The sequence below is a fragment of the Stenotrophomonas sp. YJH_SMC_10 genome, from assembly GCF_059371555.1.
In genome coordinates, this window is record NZ_JCAFUS010000008.1 from 166,383 (window position 1) to 183,485 (window position 17,103).

General features: G+C 67.5%; 13 protein-coding genes. 10 read left to right on the forward strand and 3 right to left on the reverse strand.

Features of this window, described 5'->3' with window-relative positions:
- The first annotated feature begins 6 nt into the window (after positions 1-6).
- Both greA and AC5P9C_RS12415 read left to right on the forward strand, forming a co-directional pair.
- Entirely contained in the window at positions 7-471 is a 465-nt protein-coding gene (gene greA, locus AC5P9C_RS12410) for a transcription elongation factor GreA (protein WP_495205173.1), read from the forward strand.
- 4 nt (positions 472-475) lie between these two features.
- The gene (locus tag AC5P9C_RS12415) at positions 476-1,393 is read left to right on the forward strand and encodes a phosphoglycerate mutase (RefSeq protein ID WP_049464323.1); all 918 of its coding nucleotides are present in this window, start codon (positions 476-478) and stop codon (positions 1,391-1,393) included.
- Positions 1,394-1,506: 113 nt separating this feature from the next.
- On the opposite strand, the gene AC5P9C_RS12420 is transcribed toward AC5P9C_RS12415, so the two are convergent.
- Positions 1,507-2,547: a DUF1176 domain-containing protein gene (locus AC5P9C_RS12420; RefSeq protein ID WP_343542470.1), complete on the reverse strand. Its 1,041-nt coding sequence runs from the start codon at positions 2,545-2,547 to the stop codon at positions 1,507-1,509.
- Positions 2,548-2,692: 145 nt separating this feature from the next.
- Here AC5P9C_RS12420 and recJ point away from each other — a divergent pair, with 145 nt between their 5' ends.
- Positions 2,693-4,450 carry a single-stranded-DNA-specific exonuclease RecJ gene (gene recJ / locus AC5P9C_RS12425; RefSeq protein ID WP_343542468.1) on the forward strand — a complete coding sequence of 586 codons (1,758 nt, stop codon included), beginning with the start codon at positions 2,693-2,695 and terminating at the stop codon, positions 4,448-4,450.
- 65 nt (positions 4,451-4,515) lie between these two features.
- Here the strand turns inward: recJ and AC5P9C_RS12430 are convergent, their stop codons facing one another.
- Positions 4,516-5,559 carry a DUF1176 domain-containing protein gene (locus tag AC5P9C_RS12430; RefSeq protein ID WP_343542466.1) on the reverse strand — a complete coding sequence of 348 codons (1,044 nt, stop codon included), beginning with the start codon at positions 5,557-5,559 and terminating at the stop codon, positions 4,516-4,518.
- 75 nt (positions 5,560-5,634) lie between these two features.
- Complete coding sequence (locus AC5P9C_RS12435) at positions 5,635-6,795, reverse strand: DUF1176 domain-containing protein (protein WP_343542464.1); 1,161 nt, start codon at positions 6,793-6,795, stop codon at positions 5,635-5,637.
- A gap of 24 nt (positions 6,796-6,819) precedes the next feature.
- Here AC5P9C_RS12435 and AC5P9C_RS12440 point away from each other — a divergent pair, with 24 nt between their 5' ends.
- The 7 genes from AC5P9C_RS12440 to lysS all read left to right on the forward strand — a co-directional run bounded on the left by AC5P9C_RS12440 (position 6,820) and on the right by lysS (position 17,086).
- Positions 6,820-9,732, forward strand: a complete 2,913-nt coding sequence (locus AC5P9C_RS12440) for a DUF2135 domain-containing protein (RefSeq protein ID WP_343542461.1) — start codon at positions 6,820-6,822, stop codon at positions 9,730-9,732.
- A gap of 147 nt (positions 9,733-9,879) precedes the next feature.
- On the forward strand, positions 9,880-10,062 hold the full coding sequence (locus tag AC5P9C_RS12445; RefSeq protein ID WP_495205174.1) for a hypothetical protein: 183 nt from the start codon (positions 9,880-9,882) through the stop codon (positions 10,060-10,062).
- Positions 9,985-11,110 (forward strand): peptide chain release factor 2 gene (prfB, locus tag AC5P9C_RS12450; protein WP_343543211.1). Its coding sequence is split into 2 segments (ribosomal slippage): positions 9,985-10,059 and positions 10,061-11,110, totalling 1,125 coding nucleotides; the frame shifts between segments, so codons are not numbered across the junction. The genes AC5P9C_RS12445 and prfB overlap by 78 nt, the downstream gene beginning before the upstream one ends.
- A 45-nt stretch (positions 11,111-11,155) precedes the next feature.
- On the forward strand, positions 11,156-11,938 hold the full coding sequence (locus AC5P9C_RS12455; protein ID WP_057495109.1) for a helix-turn-helix transcriptional regulator: 783 nt from the start codon (positions 11,156-11,158) through the stop codon (positions 11,936-11,938).
- Between the two features lie 387 nt (positions 11,939-12,325).
- On the forward strand, positions 12,326-13,711 hold the full coding sequence (locus tag AC5P9C_RS12460) for an NAD-dependent succinate-semialdehyde dehydrogenase (protein WP_057495110.1): 1,386 nt from the start codon (positions 12,326-12,328) through the stop codon (positions 13,709-13,711).
- Positions 13,712-13,773: 62 nt separating this feature from the next.
- On the forward strand, positions 13,774-15,414 hold the full coding sequence (locus tag AC5P9C_RS12465; protein WP_049466791.1) for an acetolactate synthase large subunit: 1,641 nt from the start codon (positions 13,774-13,776) through the stop codon (positions 15,412-15,414).
- A 160-nt stretch (positions 15,415-15,574) separates the two neighbouring features.
- Positions 15,575-17,086 carry a lysine--tRNA ligase gene (gene lysS / locus AC5P9C_RS12470; protein WP_049466789.1) on the forward strand — a complete coding sequence of 504 codons (1,512 nt, stop codon included), beginning with the start codon at positions 15,575-15,577 and terminating at the stop codon, positions 17,084-17,086.
- The last annotated feature ends 17 nt before the right edge of the window (positions 17,087-17,103 follow it).

Here is a 17,103-nt window from a genome sequence, read left to right on the forward strand (position 1 = left end):
GCCCCCATCACCATGAAGGGCGCGCAGAAGCTGCGCGACGAACTGGATCACCTGAAGTCGGTCAAGCGCCCGAAGGTGATCGCCGCCATCGCCGAAGCGCGCGAGCATGGCGACCTGAAGGAGAACGCCGAGTACCACGCCGCGCGCGAGGAACAGGGCTTCATCGAAGGCCGCATCAAGCAGCTGGAAGGCGAGCTGTCGCACGCCGAGATCATCGACGTGAGCAAGCTCAATGCCGGCTCCAAGGTGGTGTTCGGCGCCAGCGTGACGCTGGCCGACGTGGAAACTGACGAAGAGAGGAAGTACCAGATCGTCGGTGACCTGGAGGCGGACATCAAGCAGGGCCTGATCGCGATTTCCTCGCCGGTGGCGCGCGCGATGATCGGCAAGCTGGAAGGCGATTCGATCGTGATCGACGCCCCGGCCGGCCAGCGCGAGTACGAGATCGTCAGCGTCAGCTACGTGGACTGACCGGGTGGCGACGGCGACCCTGCTGTTGCCGGCGCGCAGCCGCTTTGCCGCGGCAGCGTTGCCGGACGATGTGGCACGTGCGCTCGGCCGTGCCACGACCGTGCAGGTCGCGCCGGGCGAACGCGCGCAGCTGTCACGCCATTTCTCGGTCGCCGCGCCGCACTGGCCGGTGGCCGCGCTGACCCGCCAGCGCGATGTCGGCGATGCCGCTGGCGCCAGCTGGCTGCGTGCCGATCCGGCCTGCATGGTGCCGGACATGCATGGCGCGCGGATGATGGCCTACGGCGAAACGCTGCGGCCGACGCTGGCCGACAGCCTGGCCCTGCTGCCGGTGCTGCAGCCCTTGTTCGCCGATGCCGGGTTCGTGCTTGATGCACCCGATCCTTCGCGCTGGTACCTGCGCCTGCCGATCGACGTGGTCCTGCCGGACTTCGACAGTCCGGACGAGGTCCTCGGCGATGACCTGTTCTCGCACTTGCCGGAAGGCGAGGGCGGCCGCCGCTGGCGGGCGCTGATGACCGAGGCGCAGGTGCTGCTGCACAACCATTCCTGGAACCAGCAGCGCGCCGCGCAGGGACAGCAGCCGATCAATTCGCTGTGGTTCTGGGGCGGTGGCGTGATGCCGGTGTCGGTCAGCACGCCGCACGCGCAGGTGCGCAGCCGCGACGCGCTGCTGCAGGGCCTGGCCCTGGCCGCCGGTGTGGCGGTCGACGGCGAGCAGGCGGTGGACGCACTGGTTGATCTGCGCCAGCTGCGTTCGCTGCAGCAGCTCGGCAACGATGCGATCCGGCCGTTGCTGGCCGCGCTGAAGCGTGGCGAACTGCAGCGGCTGGTACTGGATTTCGAGGACGGTCTGCAGTTCCAGCTCGACCGCGGCCAGCGCTGGCAGTTCTGGAAGAAGCCGCGCCAGCTCCACGACTGATCGGGGCCTCGGCCGAGCGGGATCGGATCCGTTTGCCATCGGAAAATGGCTCTGACCCCGATGTTTCCCGGGGTTGCCGGCCAGCGGCCGGCACTACCGCAGGTAGCGGCGCCTCAACGAACCTCGCTGACCACCGTCGGCAGCGTCCAGTGCCCGCCCGCTACGCCCCGGCACTGCCCGGTAGTGAACGCACTGGCCTTCACGAAACGCGTTCCATCCCAGACCCAGTCGTGGCCGGAGATGCAGTCGCCGACGCCGCGCCCGCGAAAACGACCGCTCAACGTAGCGTCGTCGCGATCGAAGTCTTCCGCATCGGACGTGACGAAGCGTGCTTCGTACGGCGCCTTGTCCTGCACTACCCAGTAGCCGCTGCTGAAGTTGTAGGCACCCATGAAGCAGCTGGTGCTTGCCAGCACATGCTGGGCGTCCAGTCGCTGGATCTCGATCTCATCCGTCCCGCCCTCGCTCAGGCGGCCGCACTCATCCGGCTTCGGCAGGCTGGCGATCAGTGCCTTGCGCAGGCCCGGTGCTTTCGCCAGTGCCGCGTCGGAGGCGCGCGGAGCCACCAGCGTGCCGCGCATGATCACTGGCACCGGCAATGCCGCAGGCACGCTCGCTTCGGGCTTGTCGCCACGCCGCACCAACGCACCGGGCGTGCCCAGCCGGCCCTGGGCCTCGTCCATCTTCAGCAGTACGGCCGCTGCACCGCTGTCGGAGATCGGCCACGCCTTGCCCTTGCCGTCGATGATCTCGATGCGTGCCTGGCGCGGCAGTGCGGCGACCAGTGCATCGGTCTGTGCCTGCTGCAACAACACTTTGTCCCCGTCGCCCGTATCGCGCACCGGGCCCAGGTCCTTGCCGTTCAGGCGCAGGCGCAGCGCCCCGGCCGGCGTCGCGCTTTCGCCATCCTCGCCATTGCGCAGCCGCGCGAGCACCTTCGTACCCGGGCCGCCCGCGCGTTCCAGCATCAGGCTGAGCAGGTTGCCGGGTTGTTCCGGACTGTAGCCGGCGGCGCGGCAGGTGCGGGTGTTGTCACAGGCCAGCGACCAGTCGTTGTGCTGGAACTGCACGCCGGCGTTCGGTTCGGGCGTGGCGGCGTGGGTGGCCGGGGCCAGGGCGAGGCCCAGCAGCGCGGGAAGGAGCGTGCGATGCATGCGTTGAAGTCCATTTCCGGGCCGACAAGCATGGAAGATATGCTGGCAAATTCCAAATGCTCGCGATCGGGGTGGAGCCTCCTGCGGGCAGAGAGATCCGACCGCGCGCTATCATGGGGATGTCTTCCGCAACCCGGCGATGCCGATGTCCCTTGCCGCCGACGCTGCGCACTCCTGCTCCGATACGCCGATGATCCGTCGCCGCGATGCGGTCGTACCCGGCAGCTGGCCAGACGGCACGCTGCCACTGCTGGCGCGCCTGTATGCCAGCCGTGGCGCAGGTACGCCAGAGCTGGCGCTGCCGAAACTGGGCAGCCTCCACGCGCCGGAGCTGCTGACCGGCATCGATGATGCGGTGGGCCTGCTGATCGAGGCCATCGCCAATGACAGGCGCATCCTGGTGGTCGGCGATTTCGACTGCGATGGCGCCACCGCCTGTGCGGTCGGCGTGCGCGGCCTGCGCATGCTCGGCGCGCAACACGTCTTCCACGCGGTGCCGAACCGCATGGTGCATGGCTATGGCCTGTCGCCGTCGCTGGTGGAGGAACTGGCTGCGCTGCAGCCGGACCTGCTGGTGACCGTCGATCACGGTATCGCCTGCCATGCGGGCGTGGCCGCGGCCAAGGCGCGCGGCTGGCAGGTGCTGGTCACCGACCATCACCTTCCCGGGCCGCAGCTGCCGCCGGCCGATGTCATCGTCGATCCCAATCTCGACGGTGATGCCTTCCCCAGCAAGTCACTGGCCGGCGTCGGCGTGATCTTCTACGTGCTGATGGCGCTGCGCCGGCACATGCGCGAGGCCGGCGTCTTCGCCGATGGCAAGGGGCCGGACTTGACCACGCTGCTGGACCTGGTGGCGGTCGGCACCGTCGCCGACCTGGTGGCGCTGGATCCGAACAACCGGGCACTGGTCAGCGCGGGCCTGCGGCGCCTGCGCGCGGGGCAGGGCTGTGTCGGCCTGCGTGCGCTGATCGAAGCCAGCGGCCGTGATGCCGCGCGGCTCACTGCCACCGACATCGGCTTCGCGCTCGGCCCGCGCCTGAATGCCGCGGGCCGGCTGGAAGACATGGCGCTGGGCATCGCGCTGCTGCTGACCGAAGACCCGCGCCAGGCGCGGGAGATCGCGCAGACGCTGGAGCAGATCAACTCAGAACGCCGCGCGGTGCAGCAGTCGATGACCGATGACGCCGAGCAGGCGTTGACCCGCATGGTGCTCGACATGTCGGGGCAGCGACCGGTGGCGGCCTGCCTGTTCGATGCCGACTGGCATCCGGGTGTGGTTGGCCTGGTCGCATCGAAGATGAAGGATCGCCTGCATCGCCCGGTGATCGCCTTCGCCCCGGCCGAACCCGGCGCCGACACCCTGCGAGGCTCGGCGCGCTCCATTCCCGGCCTGCACATCCGTGACGCCCTGGCGCTGGTTGATGCGCGCCACCCGGGCCTGATCGAACGCTTCGGTGGCCACGCCATGGCGGCCGGGCTCAGCCTGCGGCGTGACCACGTCGATGACTTCAAGGCCGCCTTCGTCGCCGTGGTGCTGGAGATGCTCGATCCGGCGGCACTGCAGCAGCAGGTGCTCAGTGACGGCGAGCTGGCCGCGGACGAGCTGGACCATCGCCACGCCGATGCGTTGCGCCTGGCCGGGCCGTGGGGCCAGGGTTTCCCCGAGCCACTGTTCGACGGCCACTTCGAAGTGGCCAACTGGCGCGTGCTGAAGGAGCGTCACCTGAAGCTGGAACTGCGCCTGCCCGGCGTACCCGGCACGATCAACGCCATCCATTTCGGCGGCTGGCACGGCAACGCGCCATCACGTCACGTCCACCTGGCCTACCGGCTGGCCTGCGATGACTACCGTGGCGGCAGCGCCATCCAGCTGATCGTGGAGCACTGCCTGCCGGTTTGAGCGACGCTTCGCGTGCGGGGGCCGTGGGCGGCACGCCATGCGTGGATCCAATCAACTGGCCAAGCTCAGGGCGTCACCTCGGTCACCAGCGTCGGCATGTGCCATGCACCCCCGGCCGCGACCAGCCGGCACAGGCCGGAGGTGGATTCATCGGTCTGCACAAAGTGGCGCCCGTCCCAGCCCCAACTCGCGGTGGACCAGCAATCGCCTAAGCCGCGGCCTTTGTGCGCCGAACTGATTACCCGACCATCGTCATCGCCGCCCGATGCGGTCACCAGCGTGGCCTTGAAGGGCGGTGCATCGTTCACCACCCAGTAGCCGATGCCTTCGTTGTAGGCGCCACGCCAGCAGAGCGTAGACACCAGCAGGGAAGTCCTCCCCAGCCGGGTCACGCGCAGCGCCTGCGGGCCATCCACCATCGGCAGGCCTTCGGGTGTCAGTGCGACGCAGTCGCCGCCCGGGTTGGCCGCGGCCAGCGCCGCGCGCAGTGCGGGTGAGTGTTCCAGTGCGGCATCGGTGGCTCGTGCCGCCACCAATGGCGCCAGAACCAGCGTAGGCACCGGAAGTGCGGGAGGAACTGAGGCTTCGGCGCGCGACCCCTTGCGCATCAGCGCGCCGGGAGTCTCCAGCCGGCCCTGAAATTCGTCCATCTTCAGAAGCACCGCCGAGGCGCCACGATCGGACAGCGTCCAGCGCTGGCCATCGTTGCCGACCGCCACGATGCGGCTGCTGCGCGCCAGCGAGGCCAGCAGTGCCTTGGTCTGCGCTGTAGACAGTGTCGCCGTGTCTGCGGTCAACGAAAGCGCGCCCAGATCCTTGCCGTTGATCTGCAGCGACAGCTGTGTCGGCAGCGTGACCTCGTCGTACTGGCCCAGCATCAGTTCGGCGCTGACCGGCTGGCCGGGTCCGCCCTTGCGAGTCAGCAGCACCGACACCGGCAAGTTGGCGCCGACATCGTCCTGGTAGCCGGCGGCGCGGCAGGTGCGGGTGTTGTCGCAGGCCAGCATCCAGTCGTGATGCTGGAAGTAAAGGCTCTTGGCGGGGACAGCGGCAATGGCGCTCACTGGGCAGGCCAGGGCCAGCAGGGCGGCGGGCAGGGAGGGTCGCATCGGCATCCTTACTCGTGGGGAAGAGAGTCGCGTTGAGGTGGGTCATCCGTCATTGGTGGAGCGAAAGTTCCGGAATCAGCGTATTTCTGAAACGAGAGTCGGCAGCTTCCAGACGCCATCGAGCGCGTGAGGACCGCACATGACACCCCTCACGGCGGAGGTTCCAATGAAGCGTGCGCCATTCCAGGTCCACGTGTACTCGAATGTGCATTCGACTGGACCAAGCTCCCTTCTATAGGCAACGATCTGGCCATTCTCATAGTGGTAGGCATCATTGGTTACCCAGCTCGGTTGGAATGGGGGCTGCTCGCGAATGACCCAGTAGCCGACACCGTCGTTGTGGGCCGCATGCCAGCACGGAACGCTGACCAGGAGATGCACTGCGTCCAGGCGGCGGACCTTCAGTGGTGAGTTGCTGATCGAAGGATCCAGTTTGGCTGCGAGTAGTCCTTCGCATTGTGGTCCTTTGGGGGTGGCGAGCAATGCAGCTCTGAGTTCCACAGAGGCCGCAATCGTGGTGAGTGCCGCGTCATCGCGCGTAGAGTCCAGCGTGGATGCCTGACGGATCACCGTTGCTGGTTGCGCGGCCAACACTCCGGCTTCAGGTGAGCTGCCTGTGCGCAGCATCGCGCCCGGAGTACCCAAACGACCCTGGTATTCGTCAATCTTCAGCAGCACAGCTGCCGCCCCCTTGTCCGAAAGCGTCCAGCGCTGGCCGGTGTTATCGGTTACCTTGATTCCTCCATCACTAACCAATGCGGACAGCAGTGCGCGGGTCTGGGTGGCACTCATTGAGTACATGCCGGCCACGGTGTCCGGCGTCAAAGCGCCCAAGTCCTGCTTTTGAATTCGCAGGTTCAGAAGGCCCTTGGGCTGGGCCTGGCCCTTGTCCGGTTGCAGTGCCAGGCGGCCCTCGATCACTTGATCTGGCCCACCCTCACGGGTGAGCAGGACACTCAAAGGGCTGTCACTGCTGCCGGAGTAGCCGGCAGCTCGACAGGTACGGGTATTGTCGCAGGCGACAACCCAGTCCAGGTGCTGATAGAACAACCCTTCGTGGGATTCTGGGGCGGCTGTGGCTATCGATCCTGGCAGGGCGAGCAGGAAGGCGAGCGGGGCGTGTCTCATAGGCATCCTTGGCAGGGCGGACTTGTTCCCCATGGTGGGCAATGGAGGAATTGAGGGCCAGCGTCGTACGACGTCAACCCCGATCGTCGAACTGATGCGTTCAAGCATTTACGATCCCACTGGAGTCCGGTCATGGTCTTCGCCCGTTTCTGCACCGTGTTGTTGCTGGCCCTTGCGGCCTGGCCCGCTGGCGCGCAGTCGCCGCCGATCTCCCGGCCGCAGGCTGCCACGCCGCTGCTGATCGCGCCGGCGGCTGAGCAGCCGGTTCAATTACGACAAGCCCGCATCGAAGGCGAGGTGCAGGCCGGCATCGCCCAGACCCGGATCACGCTGGAATTCCACAACCCCAACCGGCGTGTGCTGGAGGGCGAGCTGCAGTTCCCGCTGGCCGATGGCCAGCAGATCAGCGGCTTCGCGCTGGATATCAACGGCGAGATGCGTGACGCGGTGCCGGTGCCCAAGGACCGCGGCCGCCAGGTGTTCGAGGAGATCGCCCGTCTTGGCGTCGACCCGGGGCTGCTGGAACAGACCGCCGGCAACCAGTTCCGGCTGCGCATCTATCCGCTGCCGGCCGGCGGCAGCCGGCGCGTGCAGCTGGTGATCCGCGAGTCGTTGGCCTTCGCCGGCCAAGGCTGGCAGTGGATACTGCCGCTGCAGTTTGCCGCCGGTGCAGCCTCGGTTGAGCTGAAACTGCAGGCCCCCGGCGCGACTACTGCGGGTACGGCACCCTTCCGCATCAGCGCGGGCCAGCTGCAGTGGCAGGGCAGGGGTGCGCAGCTGCCGCAGCAACTGCAGTGGAGCCTGCCGGCAGCCCGCCAGGCACAGGTGCAGGTGGCGCCCTGGCAGGACGGCCATTACCTGCTGGCGCAGCTGCCGCTGGCGGCCACCAGCACGCCGCGCACGCTGCCCAGCGAAATCGGGCTGCTGTGGGATGGTTCCGGCTCGGCGGGCCAGCGCGATCGCACACGTGAGTTCGCCCTGCTGGATCGCTATCTCGCTGCGCTGGGTGACGGCACCGTGGCGTTGACCGTGCTGCGGGATCGCGCCGAGCCGGTGCGTCGATTCCGTATCCGCGCCGGCAACTGGAGCGAGCTGCGCGCAGCCCTGCAGGCCGTGCGCCCGGACGGTGCCAGCGCGCTGGCGCAGTGGCAGCCGCAATCGAGCGTGAAGGAATACCTGCTGTTCAGCGATGGCCTGCTGACCTATGGGCCGGAACAGCTGCCGGCGATGGCGCCGGATCAACGCCTGTTTGCGGTCAGCAGCGCCGGCGCGCGCACCGATGCCGTGCGACTGCGGGGTTGGAGTGAGGCGCATGGCGGCCGTTTCGTCGCGCTGGGCAAGGATGTCGACGCGGCCGCGCATGCGCTGCTGGCGTCGCCGTTGGATGTGCAGGTCGATGCGGGGCGCGGCGTGCAGGACGTGGTCATCGACCGTCGCAGTGAAGCCCAGGGTTGGCTGTGGCTGCATGCACGACTGGCAGCCGACGGCGTGCCGATGCGGGTGCGCGTGGGTGGCGGCGAATGGCAGGCGCTGCCGGCCACGCAGAAAAGCGATGACGGCGAACTGCTGGCCGGCCTGTGGGCGCAGGCGCGCCTGCAGCAACTGGCCGTCGACCGCCGCGGCAACCGCGAGGCCATGCAGCGCCTGTCGCAGCAGCTTGGCCTGGTCGGGCCGGACACCTCGTTGATCGTGCTGGAGACGCTGGAGGATTACCTGCGCTATGCCATCCGTCCGTCCGGCAAGCTGCGCGCGGACTACGATGCGCGGTTCGCACGGCAGGTGACTGACCGCGCTGCTGCCGATCGCGAGCGCCTGGACCAGGTGGCTGCGCGCTGGAAGGAGCGCCAGCAGTGGTGGAGCCGCAGCTGGCCGAAGGGTGCGCCGCCGCGGGCCAAGGAAACAGCGCTGGACGTTGCTTCGGCCGACTATCCTGCCGAGTCAGCGCCGATGGCGATGCTCGTCGCACCGGCGCCCGCGGCACCGCCCGCGCCTGCACCGATGGCCGCGGCGGCAGAACAGCGCATGCAGGCCAGCAGCGCACGCGCGCGTCGTCCGGCGCCCGCGTCGGAGAATGCACTGGATTCGATTGTGGTCACCGGCGGCTCGGTCGATGCCGCTGCAGCCGCCAACGATGGCCAGCTTGGCATCCAGCTGGCGGCCTGGCAGCCGGACTCGGCCGTCGCCCGGCGCCTGCGCCAGGGGCCGCCATCGCAGCTCTATGACCGCTATCTGGCCGAGCGCGCTGCCCACGCCGACAGCAGCGCGTTCTTCCTCGATGTGGCCGACCTGCTGATGGAGCAGGGCCAGCGCGAGCTGGCGCTGCGGGTGCTGTCGAACCTGGCCGAGATGGAGCTGGACAACCGCCACCTGCTGCGCGTGCTCGGTTACCGGCTGATGCAGGCCGACGCGCCCGCACTGGCGGTGCCGGTATTCGAGCAGGTGCTGGCGATGGGCCAGGAGGAACCGCAGAGCTTCCGCGACCTGGGCCTGGCACTGGCAGCGGCCGGCCAGCCGCAGCAGGCCCTGGCGCCGCTGTACCAGGTGGTGGTGCGGCCGTGGGACAGCCGCTTTGACGGCATCGCGCTGGTTGCCCTGGATGAGCTGACCAACCTGGTGGCACGCAGCACGCCGCGGCTGGATACCTCGGCCATCGACCCGCGCCTGCTGCAGGCAATGCCGCTGGACCTGCGCGTGGTGCTGTCCTGGGATGCCGACAACAGCGACATGGACCTGTGGGTGACCGACCCGAACGGCGAGCGCGCGTACTACGGCAATCGCCTGACCTACCAGGGCGGGCAGATGTCGGAGGACTTCACCGGTGGCTATGGACCTGAGCAGTTCTCGCTGCGCAACGCCAAGCCGGGCAGGTACAAGGTGGAGGCCAACTACTTCGGCAGCCGCCAGCAGCTGGTCACCGGTGCCACCACGCTCATGCTGCGCCTGACCACCCACTGGGGTACGCCGAAGCAGAAGGACCAGAGCGTGACGATGCGGCTGAAGGACCGTGCCGAGACCGTGCTGGTAGGCGAGTTCGAGGTGAAGTAGTGATCGGCTGGCGGCCGCGGTCCGGTGGGTTGGGCCGGGGACACCGTCGTCGGCCGCAGAGCATCGATGCCCTGGGGGGGGGGGGGCGGCTGCCGCTCAGCCGCTCCCGGCCCATGGCGGCCATCGCCCGGTCCGGAGGCTGCGGCGGTGGACCACGCTCGCGCCCGCCCGCAGCCTGCCCGGGCCCTCATTCCGGGCACCCGCCGCCTGCGGTATCATCACCAGTCATCTTTTGAATGTACGACCGCCGACATGATCGAACTGAATCCTGTCCGCCAGCGCATCACCGATCTGACCGATCGCGTGCTGTCGCTTCGGGGGTATCTTTGACTACGACGCCAAGAAAGAGCGTCTTGAAGAAGTAACGCGGGAGCTGGAAAGCCCCGACGTCTGGAACAACGCCGAATACGCCCAGAACCTGGGCCGCGAGCGTTCCAGCCTGGAAAAGACCGTGGGCGGCATCGCCTCGGTGCTCGATGGCCTGACCGACGCCACCGAGCTGCTGGAGCTGGCCGAGTCCGAGCAGGACGAGGAAACCGCTCTGGCCGTGGTCGCCGACCTCGACAAGCACCAGGCGCACGTGGAGAAGCTGGAGTTCCAGCGCATGTTCTCCGGCGAGATGGACAATGCGGCCGCGTTCGTCGACATCCAGGCCGGTGCCGGTGGTACCGAAGCCCAGGACTGGGCCGAGATCCTGCTGCGCATGTACCTGCGCTGGTGTGAATCGCGTGGCTGGAAGACCGAGCTGATGGAAGTCTCCGGCGGCGACGTTGCTGGCATCAAGTCGGCCACGCTGCGCGTGGAAGGCGACTATGCCTATGGCTGGCTGAAGACCGAGACCGGTGTGCACCGCCTGGTGCGCAAGTCGCCGTTCGACTCGGACAATCGCCGCCACACCAGCTTCACCTCGGTGTTCGTGTCGCCGGAAATCGACGACAACATCGACATCACCATCAACCCGGCCGACCTGCGTACCGACGTGTACCGTTCGTCCGGTGCCGGTGGCCAGCACGTGAACAAGACCGAGTCGGCGGTGCGCATCACCCACATCCCGACCAACATCGTCGTGGCCTGCCAGACCGGCCGCAGCCAGCACCAGAACCGCGACAACGCGATGAAGATGCTGGCCGCCAAGCTGTACGAGCTGGAGATCCAGAAGCGCAACGCCGAGAAGGACGCGGTGGAAGCCACCAAGTCCGACATCGGCTGGGGCAGCCAGATCCGCAACTACGTGCTCGACCAGAGCCGTATCAAGGACCTGCGTACCGGCATCGAGCGCTCGGATACGCAGAAGGTGCTCGACGGCGACCTGGACGAGTTCGTCGAGGCCAGCCTCAAGGCCGGCCTGGCCGTGGGCTCCAAGCGCGTCGATGCCTGATCGACGCGCCTGCGCGGATAGCATCGCCTTCCGCAACGGAGGGCGATGATGCGCAGCGAAAGTGAACGCAAGGAACTGGGCGGCTTCCTCAAGGCCTGCCGCGCCCGTGTCGACCCCGCCACGCTCGGCCTGCCGGCCGGGCGCCGGCGTACCCCGGGCCTGAAACGCGAGGAAGTCGCGCTGGCGATCGGGGTCAGCGTCAGCTGGTACACCTGGATCGAGCAGGGCCGTGAAGTGCGCGCCTCGCCCGAGGTGCTGGAGCGGCTGGCGCAGGTGCTGCGCATGAGCGACGACGAGCGCGCCTATGCGTTTGCGCTGTCCGGCTACGGCGTGCCGCTGGAGTCGCCGGACGAGAGCGTGACCGATGGCCTGCGCCAGTTGGTGGAGGCGATGCAGCCGATCCCGGCCTACGTGCGCAACACCCGCTTTGACATCCTGGCCTGGAATCCGGCCATTGCCGATCTGTTCGTGGATTACAGCCAGTTGGCGCCGCATGAGCGCAACACGCTGCGGCTGATGTTCCTGTACCCGCCGTACCGCACGTTGATCCTCAACTGGGAAGAAATGACCCGTGGCCTGCTGGCCGGCTTCCGCGCGGCGATGGCCCAGGCGCCGGACAAGGCGCCGTTTCTGGCGCTGGTCGAGGACCTCGCCGCGCACAGCGAAGAATTCCGCCAGTGGTGGCCGGAGCACGACGTGCGCCGGTTCGATGAGGGTGCGAAGAAGCTGAACCATCCCACGCGCGGGCTGCTGGACCTGCAGTACGTGGCGCTGGTGCCGGAGAGCCGGCACGATCTTTCCCTGGTGACTTACCTGCCGCGAAAGTAGGGCTGTTCGGCAGGGCTTGCAGCCCTGCACCCGCGGTAGTGCCGGCCGCTGGCCGGCAACCTCAGAAGCAACAGCAACAGCGGACATTCCGTGGGATATCGAATGAGATTCCGGGGTCAGATCCATTTTCCTTCGGATAACGGATCTGACCCCGAGAGTCGTTCCGACAGATTGCGGAAAACCGCCATCCCACGGACGGCCAGCTTCTGCTTTTGAGGTTGCCGGCCAGCGGCCGGCACTACAGCGGCCTGCCGGCACCTGTCCCCATTCAGCCAGGTAAGTGCTGGTCACAGGATAGGCAGACGCCTTGTTGCCTCCGCCAATCGGGTCCACATTCCTGTGCAGAAGACGGGCCACCGCCCGTTGTCGAGACAACAGGAGCCCTGCATGTCCGCTGCCCCCACCACCGCCATTTCCCGCGATCCGGCTACCGGCCAGCAGATCGCCAGCCATCCCTTCGCCACCGATGCCGAACTGGATGCGATCCTCGAGCGTGGCCAGGCCGGCTTCGCCGCCTGGAGCGCCAGCAGCCTCGAACAGCGGGCCACAGTGCTGCGTGCGATGGCCGCCGTACTGCGCCGTGACCGTGAAAAGCTGGCCGCGCTGGCCACTGCCGAAATGGGCAAGGTCCAGGCCGAAGCACTGGCCGAGATCGAGAAGTGCGCCGTGCTGTGCGACTGGTACGCCGACCACGGCGCGCAGTTCCTGCGTGACGAACCCACCCAGGTGCCCGATGACAAGGCCTACGTGTCCTACCTGCCGCTGGGCGTGGTGCTGGGCATCATGCCGTGGAATTTCCCGTACTGGCAGGTGATGCGCGCGGCGGTGCCGATCTTGATGGGTGGCAATGGCTTCCTGCTGAAGCCGGCCGAGAACATCGTCGGTACCGCGCAGCTGCTCGACGCCGCCTGGCGCGACGCGGGGCTGCCGGAAGGCACCTTCATCGCCGCCAACATCAGCCGCGAGGGCACCAGCCGCGCGATTGCCGATGACCGCATTGCGGCAGTCACCCTGACCGGCAGCGTGGCCGCCGGCCGCAGCATCGCCGCCCAGGCCGGGCAGGCGCTGAAGAAGGTGGTGCTGGAGCTGGGGGGCTCGGATCCGTTCATCGTGCTGGCCGATGCCGATCTGGACGCTGCCGTGGACGCGGCGGTGGCCTCGCGCTTCCAGAATACCGGGCAGGTCTGCATTGCCGGCAAGCGGATCATCGTTGAAGACGCGGTGTACGACCGCTTCGTCGCGCAGTTCTGCCAGAAGGTGCAGGCACTGACCATCGGCGATGGCCGCGAGGCAGGCAACCGCATCGGGCCGATGGCACGCCAGGACCTGCTGGAACAGTTGGACGCGCAGGTGCGCGCCTCGGTGGACGCAGGCGCGAAGCTGCTCGTCGGTGGCCATCAGCTCGATCGCCCGGGCGCGTTCTATGCGCCCACCGTGCTGGCGGACGTGGAGCCGGGCATGCAGGCCTTTGATACGGAGACGTTCGGGCCGGTGGCCTCGATCAGCCGCGCCCGTGACGCCGACCACGCAGTGGAACTGGCCAACCAGAGCGAATTCGGCCTCAGCGGCAACCTGTGGACCGGCGACCGCGCCCGTGCCATGCAGCTGGCGCGCCGGCTGCAGACCGGCGGCGTGTTCGTCAACGGCTTCTCCGCTTCCGACCCCCGCGTGCCGATCGGCGGCGTGAAGAAGAGCGGCTTCGGCCGCGAGCTCTCGCACTTCGGCATCCGTGAATTCGTCAACGCGCAGACAGTGTGGTTCGACAAGCATTGACGCGCGGCTCTCATCCTTCCTGCAACGATCCACCATCAGTCCAGCACAAAGGACGGCATCCGATGTCCAAGGGTTCAGATCTGCTCGTCGCCGCACTTGAGAACGAAGGCGTCGAGCGCATTTTCGGTATTCCCGGCGAAGAAAACCTCGACGTGGTCGAGTCGCTCCGCCATTCCAGCATCGAACTGGTCATCACCCGCCACGAACAGGCGGCGGTCTTCATGGCGGCCACTTACGGCCGCCTGACCGGCAAGCCGGGCGTATGCCTGGCAACGCTCGGCCCGGGCGCGCTCAACTTCACCACCGGCGCTGCCTATGCGCTGCTCGGTGCGTGGCCGGTGATCCTGATCACCGGACAGAAGGGCATCGTCGCCAGCAAGCAGGCGCGCTTCCAGATCGTCGACATCGTCAGCACGATGAAGCCGCTGACCAAGCAGGCGCGGCAGATCGTCTCGGCGCGCACGATCCCGACCATCGTCCGCGAGGCGTTCCGGGTTGCCCAGGAAGAGCGGCCAGGCCCGGTGCTGCTGGAGCTGCCCGAGGACATCGCCGCCGATGAGGTCGAGGGCGCGGCGCTGATCCCGCCGCACGCGGTGGACCGCCCGGTCGCCAGCCCGGAAGCGCTGGACCGCGCGGCGGAGATCATCCGCAACGCCCGGCGTCCGCTGCTGATGATCGCTTCGGCGGCGTCGCGGCCGCAGTCCAGCGAGGCGCTGTCGGCGTTCGTGCTGCGCGCCGGCATTCCGTTCTTCACCACGCAGATGGGCAAGGGCGCGGTCGCCGGGGGCTCGGGCCTGTACATGGGCACCGCGGCGCTGACCGAGCGCGATTACGTGCACATGGCGATCGACCAGGCCGACGTGATCGTGACCATCGGTCACGAAGTCACCGAGAAGCCGCCGTTCGTGATGCGCCCGGGTGGGCCGACGGTGATCCATATCGGCTACTCGCAGGCGGCCGTAGAGCAGGTGTACTTCCCGCAGGTGGAGGTGATCGGTGATATCGGCCGTTCGTTGACCCAGCTGGCCGATCGCATCGAAGGTGCAGTGCCCAATGCCGATGCGCTGCTGCCGCTGCGCGCAACCATCCTCGAGCACCTGGCCGACCGTGCCGACGAGGCCCGGTTCACCCCGCAGCGGCTGGTGCACGACGTGCGCCAGGTGATGCCACCGGATGGCATCGTGGCGCTGGACAACGGCATGTACAAGATCTGGTTTGCGCGCAACTACCGCACCCAGGTGGCCAACACATTGCTGCTGGACAACGCGCTGGCGACCATGGGCGCGGGCCTGCCGTCGGCGATCATGGCCTCGATCCTGTATCCACAGCGACGGGTGCTGGCGGTATGTGGCGACGGCGGCTTCATGATGAACAGCCAGGAGCTAGAGACGGCGCGGCGGCTGGGCCTGAACCTGGTGGTGCTGATCCTCAACGACGGTGCCTACGGAATGATCCGCTGGAAGCAGGCGGTGGATGGCTTCACCGACTATGGCATGACCTTCAGCAACCCGGATTTCGTGAAGTACGCGGAGGCCTACGGCTGCAAGGGCCACGAGGTGACCGCCATCGAGCAGTTCATCCCGACCCTGGAAGCTGCATTCAACGCGGGTGGGGTGCACCTGGTCTCGGTGCCGGTGGACTATTCGGAGAACCAGCGGGTGCTGGTGGATGAGTTGCGGCAGGCCTTCCCCGGCAACAGGTAGACATCCAGGGTCCAGGCAGGGTCCCGGACGGGGTCGGATGCCTTTGCGCAGCAAAGGGATCTGACCCTTCTCCCGGCTGGGGCAGGGCGGTTTTGGTATGCTGGGCAACCGGCCGTGCCGGGCGCTGCATCCCCCCTCACTACACGATTCCCGCAGATCCATGAGCGAAGCTACCGATACCCCCCCCGTCGACGAAAACAAGTTGATCGCCGAGCGCCGCGAGAAACTCAAAGCGCTGCGTGGGCAGGGCATCGCGTATCCGAACGATTTCCGTCGCGAGGACTTCGCCGGCCGCCTGCAGGAAGAATTCGCCGATGCCGAGCAGTGGACCGCCGAGGCGCTGGAAGGCAACGGCCGCCAGGTGAAGATGGCCGGCCGCCTGATGGCCAAGCGCATCATGGGCAAGGCCAGCTTCGCACAGATCCAGGACGAGTCCGGCCGCATCCAGCTGTTCCTGCAGGGTGCCGTGCTGGGCGATGCCTACACCGCGTTCAAGGGCTGGGACGTGGGTGACATCATCGCCGTCGAAGGCGGCCTGACCCGCACCAAGACCGGCGAACTGTCGGTCAAGGCCGAGTCGATCCGCCTGCTGACCAAGTCGCTGCGCCCGCTGCCGGACAAGTGGCACGGCCTGGCCGACGTCGAGCAGCGCTATCGCCAGCGCTACGTCGACCTGATCGTGACCCCGGAGTCGCGCGCGGTCTTCATCAAGCGCTCCAAGATCATCCGCGCCATGCGCGCATGGCTGGACAGCCGCGACTTCCTGGAAGTCGAGACGCCGATGATGCATTACATCCCCGGCGGCGCGGCGGCCAAGCCGTTCACCACCCACCACAATGCGCTGGACCTGGACCTGTACCTGCGCGTGGCGCCGGAGCTGTACCTCAAGCGCCTGACCGTGGGTGGCCTGGAGCGGGTGTACGAGATCAACCGCAACTTCCGCAATGAAGGCGTCAGCACCCGCCACAACCCGGAATTCACCATGATGGAGCTGTACGAGGCCTACGCCACGTACAACGAGATCATGGACCTGACCGAAGGCGTGATCCGTGACGTGGCCAGGACCGTCAACGGCAGCACCGAGGTCGAGTGGGATGGCGCGAAGATCGATCTGGGCCCGGCGTTCCGCCGCTGGCGCATGGACGAGGCAGTCCGCCACCACAACCCGGAAATCTCCGTCGCCGACTGTACCGACCGCGACGCGCTGCTGCGCCATTGCGAGCGCCTGAAGATCCGCGTCAAGCCGTCCTACGGCTGGGGCAAGCTGCTGCTGGAGATCTTCGAGGCCACCGTCGAGCACACCCTGATCCAGCCGACCTTCATCACCGACCACCCGGTGGAGGTCTCGCCGCTGGCCCGTGCCAACGACAATGACCCGGGCTACACCGACCGCTTCGAGCTGTTCGTCAACGGCAAGGAGCTGGCCAACGGCTTCTCCGAGCTGAACGATCCGGAAGACCAGGCCCAGCGCTTCCAGGCCCAGGTGGCCGCGAAGGAAGGTGGCGATGACGAGGCCATGCACTACGACGCCGACTACATCCGTGCGCTGGAGTACGGCATGGCACCGACCGGCGGCCTCGGCATCGGCGTGGATCGTCTGGTGATGCTGCTGACCGGCAGCAGCTCGATCCGCGATGTACTGCTGTTCCCGTACATGCGTCCGGAGCAGTAAGTCGCCTTTTTGACTCC